Genomic DNA, 19,974 nt, shown 5'->3' on the forward strand with positions numbered 1-19,974 from the left:
CCGTTCCGCCCGCTGTTGCAGATTCGCCGCGTAACCGGCGCCCCAAACGATTGTGACGTTTTGGCAACAGTTTATGAACAACCCCCGCGCTAAAAGGCTTGCCGAGGGAACTGCCCATTTCCCGCCATAAACCCGGAGCACCCGAGTTATGTCTCGGGATGCGTGCCAGGTTGGCCCGGCGATGGGACCGGCCGCGGGGTGTGCGGCAAGGACGATGATGGACGCCAAGGCAATCTCCAAGGCCAAGCTGCCCAGCCGCTACGTGACCGAAGGTCCGGCGCGCGCGCCGCATCGTTCGTACCTCTATGCCATGGGCCTGTCGGCGGCCGAGATCGCGCAGCCTTTGGTCGGCGTCGCCAGCTGCTGGAATGAAGCCGCGCCCTGCAACATCTCGCTGATGCGCCAGGCGCAAGTGGTGAAGAAGGGCGTTGCGGCCGCCAACGGCACGCCGCGCGAGTTCTGCACCATCACCGTCACCGACGGCATCGCCATGGGCCACCAGGGCATGAAGTCGTCGCTGGTTTCGCGCGAGGTGATTGCCGATTCGGTCGAGCTCACCATGCGCGGCCATTGCTACGATGCCCTGGTCGGCCTTGCCGGCTGCGACAAGTCGCTGCCCGGCATGATGATGGCGATGGTGCGGCTCAACGTGCCGTCGATCTTCATCTATGGCGGCTCGATCCTGCCCGGCAGCTATCGCGGCCGGCAAATCACCGTGCAGGACGTGTTCGAGGCGGTCGGGCAGCATTCGGTCGGGTCGATCAGCGATGCCGAGCTGCTCGAGATCGAGCAGGCGGCCTGTCCTTCCGCTGGTTCCTGCGGCGCCCAGTTCACCGCCAACACCATGGCCACGGTCGCCGAGGCGATCGGCCTGGCGCTACCCTATTCCTGCGGCGCGCCGGCGCCCTACGAAATGCGCGACCGCTTCAATTTCGCCTCGGGCGAAAAGGTCATGGAACTGGTCGCCAAAAACATCCGGCCGCGCGACATCGTCACGCGCAAGGCGCTGGAGAATGCCGCCACCGTCGTGTCGGCCACCGGCGGCTCGACCAACGCGGCGCTGCATTTGCCGGCGATCGCGCATGAGGCCGGCATCAAGTTCGACCTGTTCGACGTGGCGGCGATCTTCGAGAAGACACCCTATATCGCCGACCTCAAGCCGGGCGGCAAATATGTCGCCAAGGACATGTTCGAGGCCGGCGGCATTCCRCTGCTGATGAAGACGCTGCTCGACCACGGCTATCTGCATGGCGACTRCATGACGGTCACTGGCCGCACTTTGGCCGAAAATATGGAGCACGTTTCCTGGAATGAGAGCCAGGATGTTGTGCGTCCCGCCAATCGGMCAATCACCAAGACAGGCGGCGTTGTGGGCTTGAAGGGCAACCTTGCCCCCGAAGGCGCGATCGTGAAGGTCGCGGGCATGTCGGAACTGAAATTCTCAGGACCGGCGCGCTGCTTCGATTCGGAAGAGGAGTGCTTCGAAGCGGTCACGCAGCGCAACTACCGGGAAGGCGAGGTTCTCGTCATCCGCTACGAGGGGCCGCGCGGCGGTCCAGGCATGCGCGAGATGCTGTCGACGACGGCCGCGCTCTACGGCCAGGGCATGGGCGGCAAGGTGGCGCTGATMACCGACGGCCGCTTCTCCGGCGCCACGCGCGGCTTCTGCATCGRCCATGTCGGGCCGGAGGCGGCGGTCGGCGGRCCGATCGGCCTCGTCAAGGATGGCGACGTGATCTCGATCGACGCCCTGAAAGGCACCATCGAAGTGGCCCTGTCGGACACCGAGCTGGCGGCCCGGGCAAAGAATTGGAAGGCGCGCAGAACCGACTACCAGTCCGGCGCGATCTGGAAATACGCGCAGACGGTAGGGTCGGCCCGCGATGGCGCGGTGACCCATCCGGGTGCCGCAGAAGAAACGCGCTGCTATGCGGACATCTGAGGTGTTGAGGTCATCTGTCTTTTCGGCACTGGTCGCGCTTGCGACCTTGGCAGCCGTTGGGCAGGCCATGGCCTTCGACGACAAGGTGTTCGACGACAAGACCGGCGTGAAGCCGCAGTCGAGCCCGTGGGCCGTGTTCCAGTTCGGTTTCTCTGCCTACAAGAACGGCCACAAGGACCAGGCGGTCGAGGCCTATAAATACGCTGCCGAAAACGGTCAGATTGGCGCCACGTGGAAGYTCGCGCGCATGTATGCCGAAGGCGACGGCGTGACGCGCGACGACTATGCCGCCTTCAAGTTCTTCTCGGAAATCGTCGACCAGGATGTCGAGCCCGGCTCGCCGGAGGAAAGCTATGTGTCGGACGCGCTGGTGGCGCTCGGCGACTATCTGCGCAAGGGCATTCCCGGCACGCCGGTCGAGGAGAACGACGTCGCTGCGCAGGAATATTACATGCGCGCCGCCGCCAACTACCGCAACCCGAACGCGCAGTTCGAGATCGGCCGGATGTTCCTCAAGGGTGAGGGCGGCGTGAAGGCCAGCGTCAAGCAGGCCGGCCGCTGGCTGCAGCTGGCGGCCGAGAAGGGCCATGCCGGCGCGCAGGCGACGCTCGGCAATCTCCTGTTCCAGAGCGGCAAGATCGTGCGCGGCCTGGCGATGATGACGGCCGCGCTTGAGCGGGCTCCGGCCGCCGACCAGCCCTGGATCCGCAGCATGCAGGAGGAGGCTTTCGCCGCGGCCGGCGAGGCCGATCGCCGGACCGCGATCTCGCTCGCCGACGATATCCTGACCAAAGGCAACAACGGCGACCAGTAAGCGCCGGATTTCCAAGCGGCTGGCCTTTGGCGATAGCATGCATGGCAGCGTGGCGCATGCATTGTCCAATGGTGCGCTGGTCGACCCCCACTCCGTCCTGGCTTCGCCGAGCCACCTCTCCCCCGATCGACGGGGTAGAGGAAAGGCGCCAAGCTTATTTGCCGTCGACGCTCGTCGGGCAGGCTCCCTTCCTTTCCCTCCGGAGGGGGGAAAGGTGGTGCTGCGAAGCAGCGACGGATTGGGGGAACCACGTGGCAATCAAGCCGGGGCCTGATCAGTCGCGCCAGCCACAGAAAATCTGTGCATAGCGTAGCCTCGATGGGAGATCAGCGGAGCCTCAGTTTTCGGTCGGCTCAGTCGGCGCTGGGCCGGGCGCCGGGGTCGAGATCGATGTCGGGTGCGGTTTCGGCGCGTCTCCCGGACATTCGTCCTTGATCTTCGTCCAGGACGTGTTGTTCAGAACCATGTCGCAGCGGGCGAGGTGGCTTTCGCCGGCAACAGTCAGGCACGCCGTCTGGCCGATAGTGAAGGACTTGCCGTTGGCCAAGCAGGTCGGCGCCGCCAACGAGGGCGTCGGCACGGCAAGCGCCAAAGCAAGGCCGACCGGCCGGAAAAGAAATCGGATCGCCATTCAACCCCCACAGCAATCCGCATCAAAAACCGGATTTGTGGCGATATCTGGTCCAGAACGTCTCAGGCGGGCTGCAGGCTGAGCTCGATCGCGACCGGCACGTGGTCGGAAGGCTTCTCCCAGGCGCGCACGTGCTTTTCCACCGAGGCCGACGAGAAGCGGTTGGCGGCTTCCGGCGACAGCAGCAGGTGGTCGATGCGGATGCCGTTGTTCTTTTGCCAGGCGCCGGCCTGGTAATCCCAAAAGGTGTAGACGCCGGCCGAGTCCGTCACCGAGCGCACCGCCTCGGTGAAGCCGAGATTCTTCAGCCGGCGGAAGGCCTGCCTCGTCTGCGGCTGGAACAGCGCGTCGCCCAGCCAGTTTTCGGGAAAGCGGGCGTCGGCGGGCTCCGGAATGACGTTGTAGTCGCCGGCCAGCACCAGCGCTTCCTCGAGCCGCAGCCGTTCTTCCGCCCAGCGCTCCAGCCGCGCCATCCAGGCCAATTTATAGGAAAACTTCCGCTCGTCATCGACTGGGTTGCCGTTGGGCAGATAAAGCGAAGCGACGCGCAGGGCGCCCTRGTCGGTCGAAAAGACGCCTTCGATGAAGCGGGCATGGTCGTCCGCATCGTCCCCCGGCAAACCGCGGTTGACCTCGTCGAAACGAAGCTTCGACAGGATCGCGACGCCGTTGAAGCTCTTCTGGCCGTTGGTCTCGACGTTATAGCCCAGCGCCTCGATCTCGGCGCGCGGGAACTGGTCGTCGACCGTCTTGATCTCCTGCAGGCACACGATGTCGGGCGCGCTTTCGGTCAGCCAGTGGGTGAGGTTGCCGATGCGGGCGCGAACGCCGTTGATGTTCCAGGTGACGATCTTCATGCAGGCCTCGATGCTGTTCGGACGGAAGGCGTTCGACGCAGCGGATCGTATTGCCTGCACGGCTCTTTAGAAAGGGCGTCCGGTCGCATTCCTGCCAATAGTCAGCCGACGCAGCCATGCGCTACCCGGTTCGCACCGGTCATAGGCCTGCGAAATTGCAGCCGATCAGATGGAGAAGCTGGTGCCGCAGCCGCAGGAGGCGACCGCGTTCGGGTTCCTGATCTGGAAGGACTGGCCCATCAAATCATCGACGAAGTCGATCACCGAGCCGCCCATATAGACCAGCGACAAATCATCGATCAGGATGGTCGCGCCGTCCTTCTCGATGGCGACATCATCATCATTCGCATCTGCGACGAGATCGAATTTGTAGGAAAAGCCGGAGCAGCCGCCGCCTTCGACGGAAACGCGCAGGGCGGTCTTGCCCGGTTCGCCGGCGACGATCCTGGCGATCCGCTTTGCCGCGGCGTCGGTCATTTCGACCTTCATGGCAGTCTTGGCATCAGCGCCCATCGGCGTCACCTTGCTTTCGGTTTCACATGATAGGTATGAAGCGGGCGTGGCCAAGTCAACTGGTGGATCAATGGACGAGCGGCAGGGCGAGGATGCTCTCGGCGACATCGGGTTCGGCGATCGGCCGCGCGCGGCTTACGCGAGCGACCCGGCGCGCTCGCGCGGCCGCCTGTTCGACGAGCCGGAAAGCCMGACCCGAACGCCGTTCCAGCGTGATCGCGACCGCATCATCCATTCCACCGCCTTTCGTCGGCTGAAGCACAAGACGCAGGTTTTCGTCGCGCATGAGGGCGACCACTATCGCACCCGGTTGACGCATTCGATCGAGGTGGCGCAGATCGCTCGCGCGCTGGCGCGGGCATTGCGTGGCGACGAGGACCTCGCCGAGGCTGTGGCTCTTGTGCATGATTTCGGCCACACGCCCTTCGGCCATACCGGCGAGGACGCGCTCAACGAGAAGATGGCGGCCTGGGGCGGCTTCGATCACAACGCGCAGTCGCTGCGCGTGGTGACGCGGCTCGAGCGGCGCTATGCCGAATTCGACGGGCTGAACCTCACCTGGGAAACGCTGGAAGGGCTGGTCAAGCATAACGGCCCGTTGACCGATGCGAGCGGGAAGGGGCTCAAGGGTCCGGTGCCGCAGGCGATCCGCGACTATTCCGAACTGCACGACCTGGAGCTCGACCGCTTCGCCGGCATCGAGGCGCAATGCGCCGCGATCGCCGACGACATCGCCTACAACACCCATGACATCGACGACGGCCTGCGTGCCGGCCTGCTGACGCTGGATATGTTGGGGGAAGTCGGCCTGCCTGGCTCGATCCTGAAGGGCGTGCGCGCCAGATATCCTCAGCTCGACGATGTCCGCACCGGCCACGAACTGATGCGCCGGCAGATCACGCTGATGGTCGAGGATGTCATCGCATCGACCACCGGCAATATCGAACGCCTGAAGCCGGACAGCGCCGATGYGGTGCGGGCGGCGGGCGAGACCCTGGTGACGTTCTCGACAGGCATGGCCGCGGCCGAGAAGGAATTGAAGGCTTTCCTCTACAAGCATCTTTACCGGCATCCGGAAGTGATGCGGGTGCGGGCCGACGCCGAGCGCATCGTGCGGGAACTGTTCGACGTCTATTTCGCCGATCCGCGCGCCATGCCGGATGGCTGGCGCGAAGGGCTCGACCGGGCCGAGGACCGCATCAAGGCGCGCAGCGTCGCCGACTTCCTGGCCGGCATGACCGACACCTATGCCTTGAAGGAACATCGGCGTCTGTTTGACCATACGCCCGATTTGGGCTAGGGCGAGCCTCGATTTTGCCGGCCGTTGGGCCGGTCGCCTCATAAAGCCCAGAGCACTTCCAATGAATATCTTCGCCGATTTCAACGCGCGGATCGTAAAGGCCGTCGAAGCCCTTGACCTGAAGGACAAGGAAGGGGCCGCGCTCGACCTGTCGCGCATCGCGGTCGAGCCGCCGCGCGACGCCAGTCATGGCGACCTCGCCACCAACGCGGCGATGGTGCTGGCCAAGCCCACCGGGCAGAACCCGCGCGCRCTTGCCGAGAAACTCGCCGAAGCGCTGCGGGGCGACGCCGATATCGCCTCGGCCGAGATCGCTGGGCCCGGCTTCGTCAATCTCAGGCTCAAGGACGCGTTCTGGCACGCGCATCTGTCGGCGCTGCTCGGCGAGGGACGCAATTATGGCCGCTCGACCATCGGCGGCGGCCGCAAGGCCAATGTCGAATATGTCTCGGCCAACCCGACCGGGCCCATGCATGTCGGCCATTGCCGCGGCGCCGTGGTCGGCGACACACTCGCCAATCTGATGGCCTTCGCCGGCTACGACGTGACCAAGGAATATGTCATCAACGACGCCGGTTCCCAGATCGACGTGCTCGGCCGCTCAGCCTTCCTGCGCTACCGCGAGGCGCTCGGCGACGACATCGGCGAGATCCCGTCCGGTCTCTATCCGGGCGACTATCTGGTCCCAGTCGGCCAGGCGCTGGCCAAGGAATTCGGCCGCGGCCTGCTGCAAATGCCGGAAGAGGAGGCGCTGGCGATCGTCAAGGATCGCACCGTCGACGCGATGATGGCGATGATCCGCGAGGATCTGGCGCTGCTCAACGTGCATCACGACGTGTTCTTCTCCGAGCGCACGCTGCATGCCGACAACGCCAGGAAGATCAGGGCGGCAATCGCCGACTTGACGCTCAAAGGGCATATCTACAAGGGCACGCTCCCGCCGCCCAAGGGCGAGAAGCCGGACGACTGGGAGGACCGCGAGCAGACTTTGTTCCGCTCGACCGCGGTCGGCGACGACATGGACCGGGCGCTCGTCAAGTCGGATGGTTCGTTCACCTATTTCGCCGCCGACGTCGCTTATCTCAAGGACAAGGTCGAGCGTGGCTTCGTCGATCTGATCTATGTGCTCGGCGCCGACCACGGCGGCTATGTGAAGCGGCTCGAGGCTCTGGCGCGGGCGGTTGCCGGCGATAGCGTCAAGCTGACGGTTCTGCTTTGCCAGCTTGTCAAATTGTTCCGCRACGGCGAGCCGGTCCGGATGTCGAAGCGGTCCGGCGATTTCGTCACCCTGCGCGACGTGGTGGAGGAGGTCGGCCGCGACCCGATCCGCTTCATGATGCTTTACCGCAAGAACGACGCGCCGCTCGATTTCGACTTCGCCAAGGTCACGGAGCAGTCGAAGGACAATCCGGTGTTCTATGTGCAATACGCGTCGGCGCGCTGCCATTCCGTCTTCAGGCAGGCGAGCGAGCAGCTCGGCGAGGCGAATTTCGACCGCAACCGGCTCGCGGCTTCCGTGGCCGCGCTGGCTGACGAGGGCGAAATCGCGCTGATTAGGAAGCTGGCCGAATACCCGCGGCTGATCGAGTCCGCGGCGCTTTCGCTGGAGCCGCACCGGCTTGCATTTTACCTTTACGATCTGGCCTCCGGCTTCCATGCACAGTGGAATCGCGGCCATGACAACCAGGACTTACGTTTTGTTAAGGTTAACGACCGAGAATCAACCTATGCCAGACTAGGGCTGGTGCAGGCTGTTTCGGATGTCTTGACCTCCGGCCTGACGCTGATCGGGGCAGACGCGCCCACTGAAATGCGTTAGGTTTGACTAAAAAACCTGTCACCTTTTGCCCACATTGCGCTGGTAAGGGCCAACCCTGCGCGACGTCCATGGCGTCCGACTTTGTGCGAGTTCGGGAACAATAATGGCAGACAGAACCCCRCTGAAAGTAGCCGACCACAACGACATCGCCGACGATGATCCGTTCGCGGAACTGACCCGGATCATGGGTTTCGACCCGCGCCAGCCGGTGCGGCAGCCGGCCCCCGCGGTCGAGAAGGCCATGCCGGCCAATCAGGCCGTGGAGGCTGACGATTTCGACATCGACCTCGAGAAGGAGTTGATGGGCGAGTTCGATTCCGTCGAGGAAAGCGCGCCGGTCACCCAGCAGGCGGCGCTGCATCGGATCAGCAATGAGACGGCCCTCGAGGCTGCCAGCGGTCCCGCGAATGACGACGAGCTTACCGCCTCCTTCGAGCAGGATTTCGTGTTCGACGACGCGGCGGATCATGCCGACTTCGTCGTGGCCCGCGCGCCGGAGCCGGATTTCGCGGCCGAGCCGCATGTCGCGCCGGAGCCGGACATTGCGGCGGAGGCCCATTTCGCGTCTGAGTCACAAGCGGCTCCCGAGCCGGAAGTGGCTTTCGACGATGATTTCGATAAGGCGGTCGCCAGTTCGCTGGATGTCTCGCCGCTTGATGCCTCGCCGCTTGGGGACGAGTTTCCGATCGATCAGGAAATGGCGGCTTCGCTGGACCAGGATTTCCAGCTCGACCATCACGAGTCCGCCAACCTAGACTATGAGCCGGCTGACACCCGTCAGGACGCCGTCGAAGCCGTGCAGGCTGCGAGCGAGGAGGCGTTCGACGCCGATTTCGACAATGCGGTCCAGATGTCGCTCGAAGACGAGCTGTCGTTTGAGAGCCACGAGCCGGAGCAGCACGCGCCGGCCGTCGAGCCGGTCGAAGCTCATGCCGCCGCCCCGTTGATTTCCGAGGATGATTTCGCTGGCCATTTCGACCAGGCGATGAGCGATGCCGATATCAATGCGGACCAGGATGAGGGTCTTCAGGAGCCGGCGCTGTCGCTTGACGACGAGCCCGCGCCAATGGTCGAGCCCCAAGTCGAGACGGCCCACTTTACCGCCGAGCCGGAGTTCGCCGCGCCCGAACCTACCGCCGCACTGACCCTCGAGGACGATTTCGAACTCAGCTTCCGCGATGCGCTGAACGAGGAGCCGCAAGTTCCGGTCGTCGAGCCCGTTGCCGCGCCGCAACCGGCCGTGGTTGAGCCGGCTCCCGTCGTCGCTGCTCCGGTGCCGCCGGTCGCCGCCGTTGAGCCGATGAAGCCGGCCGCCAGCGAGCGTAGCCTGGAGGACGAGCTCAATGCGCTGCTCGGCGCCATGACCGCGCGGCCGATGCCGGCGGTCATGGAGCCTGCTCCCGCGCCACGGCTGGTTGCGGAACCCGAGAGCCACGCGAGCGGGAAGGCGGCAGCCGACGATCTCGACTGGGATCTCGACGAGCACCAGCCGGCGCCGAACGGGCAGGGTGCTCAGCCGGTCGAAAGCGACCTGGACGACCTGCTTGCCAGCGAGCTCGACCGCCAGGATTTTGTGGCCCCGGCCAAGACCGAGCCTTCCAGGGCCGAACCGGACGTTGATTTCGACGACGACGCCTTCGGCGCCGCTTTCGCCCGGAGTATCGAGGCCGAGCAGGAGGCCGCCGCCCAGGCGAAGTCTCCGGCAAATTCGTCCGGCTGGCTCCATTCCGCCGAGCCGTCAAGGTCGTGGAGCCGTTCGACCCCGACCGCCGCCCCGGTGCAGGCTTCGTTCGCCGCCCAGCCGGCGTCCCCGGCGCCGGTGCAGGCAGTGCCCTCGGCTCCAGCGCAGGCAGCGCCTTCGTCGCCGGTGCAGATGGCGGCGCCTGCCTCGCCTGACTATCGCAGCGAACCGGCAGTGGATTATTCCACCTACGCCAAGCCGGCGTCTTCGTCGCAGGCTCGCCGGCATGAGGACGTGCCGGATGTGGAGACTGTCGATGTTCCGGAGCGCGTGGTTGCGCTCGCCGACGACCTCGACATTCCGGAGCTCAGCTTCGAGGAAGACCAGCCGGCGGCCCCCGCTTACGACGATCTCGATGCGGAATTCGCCAGCCTGCTCACCGATATGAACGCGACGGAGATCGCGTCGGCGCCCGTGCCAAACCGCGGCTATGACGACGAATCCTACAATGCCGGTTTCAACGGCTATGACCGTCGCGACTTGCGCGCCGAGACCCCGGCGGCYCCGCCTGCTCAGGCTTCGTTCGCCGTCGCCAACGATTACGACGCCGACGATCTGCCCGGCAGTCGGCCGGTTTCGCAGCAGGACGACTTCGCCAGCGAAGAGCTCGATTACGACCCTGAGCTCGAGGAAGCGATGGCGATCCCCGGGCTTGCCGAGCGTGAGGCGGCGCAGCCGCGCCGGCGCGGCATGATGGTGGCGGCGCTCGTCGGCGCCGTCGTGGTTCTTGGCGGTCTTGGCGCTCTGGCCTTCTCCTTCGGCGGCAAGGGCGGCAGCGAGGCTCCGGTGATCGTCAAGGCCGACAATTCGCCGATCAAGGTGAAGCCGGAAAATCCGGGCGGCACGGTTGTGCCGAACCAGGACAACAAGGTTTATGACGCGGTGACCAAGGGCGCCGGCGCGGCCAAGCCCGCCGAGCCGGTGCAGCAGAAGCTGGTGAACACCACCGAGCAGCCCGTGGACCTGGCCTCGAAGGAGCCGCCGCAGAGCCGCGTGGTCGATCTTTCGCCCAACGATAACGGCGCCGCGGCGGGTACTGATGCCGCCGACAATTCAAGCTCGGCGTTGCCCGGCGTCGAACAAGCCGCTGTGCCCGAAGGCGCGCAACCTGCCGCACCGGTAAGCGCGCAGCCGGCCGCGCCGGCGCCGAAGTCGGAAGACCGCATCGCCCAGGTGTTGCAGCAGGATGCCGAAAACACCGCCAACAACAACGATGTCGTCGCCGTCGCGCCGCGCAAGGTGAAGACCATGATGGTCAAGCCTGACGGCTCGCTGGTGCCGCGCGAGGATCCGGCCCCGGTTGCGCCGAAGGTCGCGGCGGCCGAGCCGAGCGATCCAGCGCCGCAGCATGTCGCGCAGGCCTCCGACGGCCAGCAGACGGGAACAGTGGCTTCCGACGCGGGCCAGGCCGATACGGGCCAGGCTGATGCAGCGACCATCAAGCCGGCGAAGCCTGCCAAGAAGATTGAAGCCAAGGCGCAGTCGGCCAACACCCCGGCAACGGTGCCGGTGGCGCCGGCGCGCCCGTCCGACCAGCCGGTCGATATCGTCGGCGAGGTCAAGCCGGACCAGGTCGCTTCCATCGATCCGGCGGCGGYGGCCGGCGGCGGCTCGTGGTCGATGCAGATCGCCTCGCAGCCGACGGTCGAGAGCGCGCAGTCGACCTATCAGGACCTGCAGCGCCGTTATGGCAGCGTGCTCTCCGGCCGCACCGCCAACATCGTCAAGGCCGAGGTCGCAGGCAAGGGCACCTTCTACCGTGTCCGCGTCCCGGCCCAGTCGCGCAACGATGCGATCAATCTTTGCACCAGCTACAAGGCGGCCGGCGGCAACTGCTTCGTATCGCGCTGACGGGATATTGGTCTCTCAGAGCCGGCGCCGCCGTAAGGCCGCGCCGGCTTTTCGTTGTGGACGGTTGCGGGCTTTGGCCGGTCCGAGGGCAGGGGTGATTCCCTTTGCCCGCTCAAAGCCTTAAGCTTCCGTCCATGAGCGAATCAAAATCCATGATCCTCGGCTGCGCCGGGAAAGCCCTCACCGAAGACGAAATCCGCTTCTATCGGGACGAACGCCCTTGGGGCTTCATCCTGTTTGCGCGCAACATCGGCGAGGCCGGGCAGATCCGCGACCTTGTCGCCTCGATGCGTGACTGCGTCGGCCGTCCAGGCGCCCCGGTCTTCATCGACCAGGAAGGCGGCCGGGTGCAGCGCCTGCGTCCGCCGCTGGCGCCGAACTATCCCGCGGGCGGCGCGCTCGGCGCGTTGTGGCGCGAGGACAAGCAAGCCGGCCGCCGCGCGGCCTGGCTGATGGCGCGGCTGCATGCCTTCGATCTCTCCCGCCTGGGCATAACGGCCGACTGCCTGCCGGTGCTCGACGTTCCGGTCGAAGGCGCCAGCGACGTCATCGGCGCGCGCGCCTATGGCAAGGAGCCCGACGCGGTGATCGAGCTCGGCTGCGCTTCGGCCGAGGGATTGATGTCGGGCGGCGTGCTGCCGGTGATGAAGCATATTCCCGGCCATGGCCGCGCCTTTGCCGACACGCATTTCGCGCTGCCGACCGTCGATACGCCGCTCGACGAGCTCAGTCGGCATGATTTCGCCCCGTTCAAGGCGTTGAACGAGCTGCYGATGGCGATGACCGCGCATGTCGTCTACAGCGCCGTCGACCCCGACAATCCGGCGACGACGTCCGCCAAGGTCGTCAATCAGGTGATCCGCGGCGAGATCGGCTTCGACGGGCTGTTGATGARCGACGACACCTCGATGAAGGCACTTTCTGGGGATTTCCCGACAAAGGCGGCCTCGATCCTTGCGGCCGGCTGCGATCTCGTCCTTCACTGCAACGGCGTTTTCGAGGAGATGTCGGGGATCGCCTCGCGCACGGCGGCGCTGTCGGGCAAGTCCATGCAGCGCGCGGAGCGGGCGCTGACCTATATAAAGGATCGCGACGTCGCCGACGAAACGGCGATACGCGCGGAATTTGCCACCTATTTCGAAGCGGTGGCCTGAACCGAAGGGACGAAAGGCAAGTGGCGGAGACATTGGAAGGCAAGGCCGCGAAGGCCGCACCGATGGACCGTCTGTGGGCCGAGAACGACGATTCACGCCTGACAGGCGACCCGTCGCTGGTGGTCGACGTGGCCGGTTTCGAAGGTCCGCTCGATCTTCTCCTGCATCTTGCCCGTAACCAGAAGGTCGATCTGGCGCGCATTTCGATCCTGGCGCTTGCGGAGCAGTATCTGGCCTTCATCGAGAAGGTGCGGGCGCTGAGGCTCGAGCTTGCCGCCGATTATCTGGTGATGGCGGCATGGCTCGCCTTCCTGAAGTCGAAGCTCTTGATCCCGAAACAGCCGGGCGAGGAGGGCGAAAGCGGCGAGGAACTGGCGGCGGTGCTGCAATTCCGGCTGAAGCGGCTGGAGGCCATGCGCGACGCCGCGGCGCGGCTGGTCAACCGCAACCGTCTCGGCCGCGATGTCTTTGCGCGCGGCATGCCGGAAATGGTCATCATCGAGAAGCGCAATAGCTTTTCGGCTTCGCTCTACGATCTGCTCACTGCCTATGCGCAGCAGCGCCAGCGGCAGGCGATCAACAATGTGACGATCGCCCGGCGCGCCGTGTGGTCCCTGAAGGATGCGCGCGAGGTGCTGGCACGGCTGGTCGGCTCGGTCGGCGACTGGACGGCGCTCGACAGCTTCCTGATCGAATATCTGGCGGCGCCGGAAGAGAAACGCACGGCGATCGCCAGTTCCTTCGCGGCGACGCTCGAAATGGTGCGCGAGGGCAAATTGGAAGTGCGGCAGGAACAGGTGTTCGCGCCGATCTATCTGCGCGGCCGCGCGCAAGGGGTCAGGGCAGTCGAGGTGGTATCATGAGCGAACGCGCCAACGCTTCGGTCATCCCGTTCAAGGTCGAGGACGAACCGGACGACGATATGGCCGAACAGGGTTCCATTGAAAACCCCGCCGAGCGGCTGCAATTGTCCGAAGYCGTGCGCATGGCCGAGGCGATCATTTTCGCCAGCGCCGAGCCGGTCAGCGAAAGGCAGCTCGCCGCGCGCCTGCCCGAGGGCGTCAACATCGCCGCCGCGATGGCGGACCTGCAGGAAATCTATGCCAAGCGCGGCGTCAACCTAGTGCGGGTCGGCGACGCCTGGGCCTTCCGCACCGCGGGCGATCTGGCTTTCCTGATGAGCCGGGACTCCGTCCAGCAGAGAAAGCTGTCGCGCGCGGCGCTCGAAGTGCTGGCGATCATCGCCTACCATCAGCCGGTCACGCGGGCCGAGATCGAAGACATCCGGGGCGTCGAAACGTCGAAAGGCACGCTCGACACGCTGCTCGAAACGGAATGGGTCAGGATGCGCGGCCGCCGCCGCACGCCCGGACGGCCGGTGACCTACGGCACGACCGACGCTTTTCTCGATCATTTCGCGCTGGAGGAAATCCGCGATCTGCCCGGCATGGAGGAGTTGAAGGGCGCCGGCCTGCTTTCGACGCGCATGCCGGCCAACTTCTCGATGCYGGTGCCGCCGGCCGATCCGGACGCGCTCGCCGAGGACGAGGATGCGCTGACCGATATCGACCTCGAGGAGCTCGGGCTGCTGACGCCGCGCGTCACGGAAGAGTGACCACGAAACCGGCGCGAATGGTTTATTAGCAAGGCCTGCGCGGATTCGTAGCAAGGCGCTCACGCTGAAAGTGCGTGACATCCGCTAGCCATTTTATCAACTTCATTGCGGTTGTGTTTGAATCCCCGAGCGAAAACGCATAGATCATCGCCAGGGAAAACATTCGAGAGAGAGTAGCAATGGGTTCGTTTTCGATTTGGCACTGGATGATCGTGCTGGTCATCGTGCTTCTGGTGTTCGRCCGTGGCAAGATCCCCGAGCTGATGGGCGACATGGCCAAGGGCATCAAGAGCTTCAAGAAGGGAATGGCTGACGACGACGTTGACGACAAGCGCACCGTCGAGCACCGCGCCGACGAGACTGTTTCGCCGGCCAAGGAAAAGGTCAGCAAGAGCTGATCCCGGTTGTTGCTTTGAGCATGCCGTTGTCCCAAAACCGCTTCGCATGTGCGGGCGGCATGCACGCGTCGGATTAGATTGCCATGTTCGAAGTCGGTTGGAGCGAACTGCTGGTGATCGCGGTCGTCATGATCGTGGTCGTCGGGCCCAAGGATTTGCCCAACATGCTTCGCACTTTCGGTCGCACCGCGGCGAAATTGCGCGCCATGGCCGGCGACTTCCAGAAGCAGTTCAACGAAGCGCTGAAGGAAGCCGAGCTCGACGACGTGAAGAGCTCGATCGACAGTCTTCGCGGCCTCAATCCGATGAACGAGGTGCGCAAGCAGCTCAATCCGTTCGAGCAGGCAGCGGCCGATGTGCGCGCCGGCGTCGATATGATGATGAAGCCGAAGCCGGCCGCCGATCCGGCGGCGCCGGCAGCAGCGACGCCGCAGGCCGCCGAACCGCTCAAGAACGGCGCGACGGACATGCCCGGCCTCAACGGAACCGAGGCCGCCTCGGCCGCTCCGACCTTTCCGGCCATGACCGACGCTTCTGTTACCGCGCCGGCTTCCGAAGCACCCGCAGCGGCCAAGCCCGCGAAAAAGGCCGCGACCGCCAAGGCCAGGACGGTCGGCGCCGCGGCGAAAACGGCAACCGCGTCAAAGGCACCGGCTGCAAAAGCGCCGGCCAAAGCCGCGCCGGCTCAGGTCAAGGCCGCCGCGCCTGCCGCCAAGGCTGAGGCGAAGCCTGCCGCGGCCAAGAAGCCTGCGACCAAGAAGACAACCGACACCAAGAAGACGGCGGGAGCCGCCAAGTGAGCGTATCGGACGAGGAGCGGGAAGAAATCGAGAAATCGTCGGCGCCRCTGATCGAGCATCTCATAGAGCTGCGCCGCCGCCTTATCTGGTCGCTGGGCGGCTTCTTCGTCGCATTTCTCGTCTGCTTCTTCTTCGCCAAGCGCCTGTTCAACCTGCTGGTCATCCCGTTCAAATGGGCGACGCAATGGGCGGGGCTCGATCCACACAAGGTCGAGCTGATCTATACCGCGCCGCAGGAGTTCTTCTTCACCCAGGTGAAGCTTGCCATGTTCGGCGGCATGGTGATCGCCTTCCCGCTGATCGCCACGCAGATCTACAAGTTCATCGCGCCGGGTCTCTACAAGAACGAGCGCAGCGCCTTCCTGCCGTTCCTGATCGCTTCGCCCATCCTGTTCCTGATGGGCGCCTCGCTGGTCTATTTCTTCTTCACCCCGATGGTGATGTGGTTCTTCCTGGCCATGCAGCAGGTCGGCACCAACGACCAGGTGCAGATTTCGCTGCTGCCGAAGGTGTCGGAATATCTCAGCCTGATCATGACGCTGATCTTTTCCTTCGGCCTGGTGTTCCAGCTGCCGGTGGTGACCAGTCTTTTGACGCGCGTCGGCCTGTTGTCGTCGCAGGCGCTGGCCGAGAAGCGCAAATGGGCGATCGTGCTTTCCTTCGTGGTCGCCGCGGTGCTGACGCCGCCGGATCCGATGAGCCAGTGCGGCCTCGCCATCCCGACCATCATCCTCTACGAAGTCGCCATCTGGTCATCGCGCATGATCGAGCGCGCCCAGGCGCGCGACCGCCTGGYGCGCGAGCAGGCGGAAGCGGGGRACTCCGTCGCTAGCAACACGCCGGACGCCTCGTCCACCTAAACGGGGCTTTCCGGTCGGGAAATCGCGGYGGCGCGCTTATCCGCCGTCTTGCATCGATGGCGGATGCGGTTTACCCCCTCGGTCCTTGAAGCGCGTCGCGCTGAAACGGATTCAAGCGACGCGCTTTAAGTCTTAGCTTTGATGCATGTCGTTGTCCCAGAACCGCGGCACACTTCTGGGCGACATGCATGACTTTTGAGGATCGACCATGCTTGACATCAAATGGATTCGCGAAAACCCGAAGGCCCTTGTCGAGGCGCTGGTGAAGCGCTCGTGGTCGGCGGGCGAGGCGCAGTCCGCGGTCGACGATCTGATCGCCAAAGACGAGGCGCGGCGTTCGCATCTGAGCGAATTGCAGGTCAAGCAGGAGCGCCGCAATGCCGCCTCGAAGGAGATCGGCAATGCCATGCGTTCAGGCGATGCCGCACTTGCCGAAAAGCTCAAGGGCGAAGTCAGCGACATCAAGGCGTTCATCCAGAACGGCGAGGCGCGCGAGCGCGAGCTCGACAAGGCGCTGAACGACGCGCTGGCGGTGCTGCCCAACGTGCCGCTGGAGGACGTGCCTGTCGGCAAGGACGAGCACGACAATGTCGTCAAGCGCATCGTCGGCGACGTGCCGACGCGGCCGAACTGGGTGAAGGAGCATTTCGAGATCGGCGAAGCGCTCGGCATGATGGATTTCGAGCGCGCGGCGAAACTGTCCGGCGCGCGTTTCACCGTGCTGAAGAGCCAGCTGGCGCGCATGGAACGCGCGCTTGGCCAGTTCATGCTCGACCTGCACACCACCGAGCACGGCTATGAAGAGATCATTCCGCCGCTGATGGTGCGCGACGAGGTGCTGTTCGGCACCAACCAGCTGCCGAAGTTCGAGGAAGACCTGTTCTTCACGCCGCATGGCGATGGCCGTCTCGGCCTCATCCCGACGGCCGAGGTTCCGCTCACCAACCTCGTGCGCGAGGAGATCACCGCGCACGAAAAGCTGCCGCTGCGCTACACGGCGCTGACGCCGTGCTTCCGCTCGGAAGCGGGCTCGGCCGGGCGCGACACGCGCGGCATGCTGCGCCAGCACCAGTTCTACAAGGTCGAGCTGGTCTCGATCACCGACCAGGAAAGCTCGATCGCCGAGCATGAGCGCATGACGCAATGCGCCGAGGAGGTGCTGAAGCGGCTCGGCCTGCCGTTCCGCACGGTGACGCTCTGCACCGGCGACATGGGGTTYGGCGCGCGCAAGACCTACGACATCGAGGTCTGGCTGCCGGGACAGAACGCCTATCGCGAAATCTCGTCCTGCTCGGTCTGCGGCGATTTCCAGGCCAGGCGCATGGATGCCCGCTACAAGGACAAGGACGGCAAGGRCAACCGTTTCGTTCATACGTTGAACGGCTCGGGCACGGCGGTCGGGCGCGCTCTTATTGCCGTCATCGAGAACTACCAGAATGAGGACGGCAGCGTAACCATTCCTGAAGTGCTGCGGCCTTACATGGGTGGTCTCGCCAAGATCGAAGCGAAGTGACTCGATGCGCATTCTCCTGACCAATGACGACGRCATCCACGCCGAAGGGCTGGCGTCGCTCGAACGCATCGCGCRCACGCTGTCGGACGATGTCTGGGTGGTGGCGCCGGAGCAGGACCAGTCCGGCTATGCGCATTCGCTGTCGATCTCGGAGCCGCTCAGGCTGYGCAAGATCGGCGAGAAGCATTATGCCGTGCGCGGCACGCCGACCGACTGCGTCATCATGGGCACGAAGAAGATCCTGCCCGGACCGCCGGACCTCATCCTGTCCGGCGTCAATTCCGGCGCCAACATCGCCGACGACGTCACCTACTCCGGCACCGTGGCGGGCGCCATGGAAGGCGCGTTGCTCGGCGTGCGCTCGATCGCGGTCAGCCAGGCCTATTCCTATGTCGGCGAGGACCGCGTGGTTCCTTACGAGACGACCGAGGCGCTGGCGCCGGCGCTGCTCAAGAGACTTGTGGRAACGCCGCTGCCGGAAGGCGTGCTGCTCAACGTCAATTTTCCGAACTGCGCGCCCGACGAGGTCGAGGGCACCGTCGTCACCTCGCAGGGCAAGCTGGTTCACAGCCTCTGGGTCGACGAGCGGCGGGACGGTCGCGGCCTGCCTTACTACTGGCTGCGCTTCGGCCGCGAGCCGGTCGAAGGCAAGAAGGGCACCGACCTTTACGCGATGCGCAACCGCCTGGTGTCGGTGACGCCGCTGCAGCTCGACCTCACCGCCCATGAACTGCGCGACCAACTGACCAAGGCGCTGTCATAGATAAGGTTTTGGCATGAACACGGTTTTTGCATGAATACCGGCATCGACGACCGCGAAGGTTTCGCCGCTTTCCTGCTCAGGCTGCGGGGCAGGGGCACGGCGCCGAAGCCGCTGGTCGCCGCCTTCGAGGCGACGCCGCGGCGTGGTTTCCTGTCAGCCCAGTTCCACGCGCTCGCCTGGTCGGACGGCATGCTGCCGATCGAATGYGGCGAGGCGATCGAGGGCGCCGATCTGCAGGCCGCCGTGATCGCGGCCCTTCATGTCGAACCGGGCAACCGCGTGCTCGAGATCGGCACCGGTTCGGGCTACACGGCGGCGGTCATGTCGAGGCTTGCCGCGCGCGTCATCACCGTCGACCGCTACAAGACCCTGACCGAGCAGGCAAAGYAGCGCTTCGAGGCGCTGGCCATCAGCAACGTCATCGTCCGCCAGGCCGACGGCTCGAATGGCCTGCCTAATGAAGGGCCGTTCGACCGCATCGTCGCCTGGGCGGCCTTCGACAGCCTGCCGCGCTTCCTGCTCGACCAACTGTCGAGCGGCGGCGTCGTCATCGCGCCGATCGGCCCGGAGGAGGGCGAGCAGGTGCTGGCCAAGCTCACCAAGGTCGGCAGCCGCTTCGAGCGCGAGGACATCGGCATGGTCAGGCTGCAGCCGATCCTGCGCAGCGTCGCAATGGTGATCTAGCCGCTGTCAACCATTCCAGTGGAAGTTCAGCCGCAGGCCGACTAGGTCGACGTCCTGGCTGATGCGATCCGTGCCGAACGGGAAGGGCAGCCCGACGGTCGCGAAAGCAGTGGTCTTGTCGGGCATGAACAGGTGATCGTATTCGATCGCGAGTGACCAATTTGGGGCGAAGCCGTATTCAAGGCCCGCGCCCAGCGCGCCRCCCCACCGGGCCTGATCGCCGGTCTTGCCAGCAGGGATATCCGGAGGAAAGAGGACCTCAAAACGGTCGTGCGTCACGGCCGCGCCGCCCTTGACGTAAAAGAGTGTGTTATCGACGCTGTATCCGAGCTGGGCCGTCAGCAATCCAAACCAGTCGACACGGGAACGGTCTATAAAAGGCGGAATGAATTCGCTGACATTGGAGCCCTTCAGATCGGTCCAGTTGCCTTGCGCTTCCAGCCCGAACACCCAGTCATTGCGCTRCCAGCGATAGCCGAGCTGTGCGCCGACTGTCCCGCYRGTGGCGTTGTGACAGCCTTCGCTGAAAGACAGGCCGRCGAACTGGGYGTCCCAGCATGAGTGGCTCGATCCCCAGCCGCCATTGGCGCCGATGTAGACGCCGCTCCAGTCGTAGCTCGCGGCGACAGGCGTTTCGGTGAGATCGGCGGCGGACGCAGGCGCGACGGCGCCCAAAGCAGCGGCGAACGCCGCGGCGACGAGAAAACGTTTCATTGAAG

General features: G+C 64.9%; 18 protein-coding genes. 14 read left to right on the forward strand and 4 right to left on the reverse strand.

Going from position 1 to position 19,974, the window contains the following annotated elements:
* Positions 1 to 217: 217 nt before the first annotated feature.
* Both ilvD and LCM4576_RS10095 read left to right on the forward strand, forming a co-directional pair.
* Positions 218 to 1,942 (forward strand): dihydroxy-acid dehydratase, encoded by a 1,725-nt coding sequence (ilvD, locus tag LCM4576_RS10090; RefSeq protein ID WP_071032070.1) that lies wholly within the window; start codon positions 218 to 220, stop codon positions 1,940 to 1,942.
* Positions 1,929 to 2,756, forward strand: a complete 828-nt coding sequence (locus LCM4576_RS10095) for a tetratricopeptide repeat protein (RefSeq protein ID WP_071031972.1) — start codon at positions 1,929 to 1,931, stop codon at positions 2,754 to 2,756. Before ilvD ends, LCM4576_RS10095 begins: the two co-directional genes overlap by 14 nt.
* Before the next feature lie 337 nt (positions 2,757 to 3,093).
* Here LCM4576_RS10095 and LCM4576_RS10100 read toward each other — a convergent pair whose 3' ends face one another.
* The 3 genes from LCM4576_RS10100 to erpA all read right to left on the reverse strand — a co-directional run bounded on the left by LCM4576_RS10100 (position 3,094) and on the right by erpA (position 4,757).
* Positions 3,094 to 3,387: a hypothetical protein gene (locus LCM4576_RS10100; RefSeq protein ID WP_071031973.1), complete on the reverse strand. Its 294-nt coding sequence runs from the start codon at positions 3,385 to 3,387 to the stop codon at positions 3,094 to 3,096.
* A gap of 62 nt (positions 3,388 to 3,449) precedes the next feature.
* Positions 3,450 to 4,244, reverse strand: coding sequence for an exodeoxyribonuclease III (gene xth, locus LCM4576_RS10105; RefSeq protein WP_071031974.1), 795 nt, complete (start codon positions 4,242 to 4,244; stop codon positions 3,450 to 3,452).
* A gap of 165 nt (positions 4,245 to 4,409) precedes the next feature.
* Positions 4,410 to 4,757, reverse strand: a complete 348-nt coding sequence (gene erpA, locus LCM4576_RS10110; RefSeq protein WP_071031975.1) for an iron-sulfur cluster insertion protein ErpA — start codon at positions 4,755 to 4,757, stop codon at positions 4,410 to 4,412.
* 70 nt (positions 4,758 to 4,827) lie between these two features.
* On the opposite strand from erpA, the gene LCM4576_RS10115 reads away from it, so the two are divergent.
* From LCM4576_RS10115 to LCM4576_RS10170, 12 genes are all read left to right on the forward strand, one after another.
* Entirely contained in the window at positions 4,828 to 6,057 is a 1,230-nt protein-coding gene (locus LCM4576_RS10115; protein ID WP_071031976.1) for a deoxyguanosinetriphosphate triphosphohydrolase, read from the forward strand.
* A 61-nt stretch (positions 6,058 to 6,118) separates the two neighbouring features.
* The gene (gene argS / locus LCM4576_RS10120) at positions 6,119 to 7,876 is read left to right on the forward strand and encodes an arginine--tRNA ligase (RefSeq protein WP_071031977.1); all 1,758 of its coding nucleotides are present in this window, start codon (positions 6,119 to 6,121) and stop codon (positions 7,874 to 7,876) included.
* 103 nt (positions 7,877 to 7,979) lie between these two features.
* Positions 7,980 to 11,468: an SPOR domain-containing protein gene (locus LCM4576_RS10125; RefSeq protein ID WP_071031978.1), complete on the forward strand. Its 3,489-nt coding sequence runs from the start codon at positions 7,980 to 7,982 to the stop codon at positions 11,466 to 11,468.
* A 134-nt stretch (positions 11,469 to 11,602) separates the two neighbouring features.
* Entirely contained in the window at positions 11,603 to 12,622 is a 1,020-nt protein-coding gene (gene nagZ, locus LCM4576_RS10130) for a beta-N-acetylhexosaminidase (protein ID WP_071031979.1), read from the forward strand.
* Between the two features lie 62 nt (positions 12,623 to 12,684).
* On the forward strand, positions 12,685 to 13,485 hold the full coding sequence (locus LCM4576_RS10135; RefSeq protein ID WP_052457727.1) for a ScpA family protein: 801 nt from the start codon (positions 12,685 to 12,687) through the stop codon (positions 13,483 to 13,485).
* A complete protein-coding gene (gene scpB, locus LCM4576_RS10140; protein WP_071031980.1) occupies positions 13,482 to 14,237 on the forward strand; it encodes an SMC-Scp complex subunit ScpB in 756 nt (251 codons plus the stop codon). Before LCM4576_RS10135 ends, scpB begins: the two co-directional genes overlap by 4 nt.
* A 179-nt stretch (positions 14,238 to 14,416) precedes the next feature.
* Complete coding sequence (locus LCM4576_RS10145) at positions 14,417 to 14,635, forward strand: twin-arginine translocase TatA/TatE family subunit (protein WP_071031981.1); 219 nt, start codon at positions 14,417 to 14,419, stop codon at positions 14,633 to 14,635.
* An 83-nt stretch (positions 14,636 to 14,718) separates the two neighbouring features.
* On the forward strand, positions 14,719 to 15,435 hold the full coding sequence (gene tatB / locus LCM4576_RS10150) for a Sec-independent protein translocase protein TatB (RefSeq protein WP_071031982.1): 717 nt from the start codon (positions 14,719 to 14,721) through the stop codon (positions 15,433 to 15,435).
* Positions 15,432 to 16,295: a twin-arginine translocase subunit TatC gene (gene tatC / locus LCM4576_RS10155; protein WP_071031983.1), complete on the forward strand. Its 864-nt coding sequence runs from the start codon at positions 15,432 to 15,434 to the stop codon at positions 16,293 to 16,295. The genes tatB and tatC overlap by 4 nt, the downstream gene beginning before the upstream one ends.
* Before the next feature lie 208 nt (positions 16,296 to 16,503).
* Positions 16,504 to 17,808: a serine--tRNA ligase gene (gene serS, locus LCM4576_RS10160; protein ID WP_071031984.1), complete on the forward strand. Its 1,305-nt coding sequence runs from the start codon at positions 16,504 to 16,506 to the stop codon at positions 17,806 to 17,808.
* 4 nt (positions 17,809 to 17,812) lie between these two features.
* Positions 17,813 to 18,571, forward strand: a complete 759-nt coding sequence (gene surE / locus LCM4576_RS10165; RefSeq protein ID WP_071031985.1) for a 5'/3'-nucleotidase SurE — start codon at positions 17,813 to 17,815, stop codon at positions 18,569 to 18,571.
* A gap of 30 nt (positions 18,572 to 18,601) precedes the next feature.
* Positions 18,602 to 19,255 (forward strand): protein-L-isoaspartate(D-aspartate) O-methyltransferase, encoded by a 654-nt coding sequence (locus LCM4576_RS10170; RefSeq protein WP_071031986.1) that lies wholly within the window; start codon positions 18,602 to 18,604, stop codon positions 19,253 to 19,255.
* Between the two features lie 6 nt (positions 19,256 to 19,261).
* Here the strand turns inward: LCM4576_RS10170 and LCM4576_RS10175 are convergent, their stop codons facing one another.
* The gene (locus tag LCM4576_RS10175) at positions 19,262 to 19,969 is read right to left on the reverse strand and encodes an outer membrane protein (protein ID WP_071031987.1); all 708 of its coding nucleotides are present in this window, start codon (positions 19,967 to 19,969) and stop codon (positions 19,262 to 19,264) included.
* Positions 19,970 to 19,974: the final 5 nt, after the last annotated feature.

The organism is Mesorhizobium sp. LCM 4576 (genome assembly GCF_001854815.1).
Classification (GTDB): Bacteria; Pseudomonadota; Alphaproteobacteria; order Rhizobiales; family Rhizobiaceae; genus Mesorhizobium; species Mesorhizobium plurifarium.

Excerpts from the sequence above, each read along its gene's own strand:
- LCM4576_RS10100 (WP_071031973.1), bottom strand. The coding sequence starts at position 3,387 with ATGGCGATCCGATTTCTTTTCCGGCCGGTCGGCCTTGCTTTGGCGCTT.
- erpA (WP_071031975.1), bottom strand. The coding sequence starts at position 4,757 with ATGGGCGCTGATGCCAAGACTGCCATGAAGGTCGAAATGACCGACGCC.
- LCM4576_RS10135 (WP_052457727.1), top strand. The coding sequence starts at position 12,685 with ATGGACCGTCTGTGGGCCGAGAACGACGATTCACGCCTGACAGGCGAC.
- tatB (WP_071031982.1), top strand. The coding sequence starts at position 14,719 with ATGTTCGAAGTCGGTTGGAGCGAACTGCTGGTGATCGCGGTCGTCATG.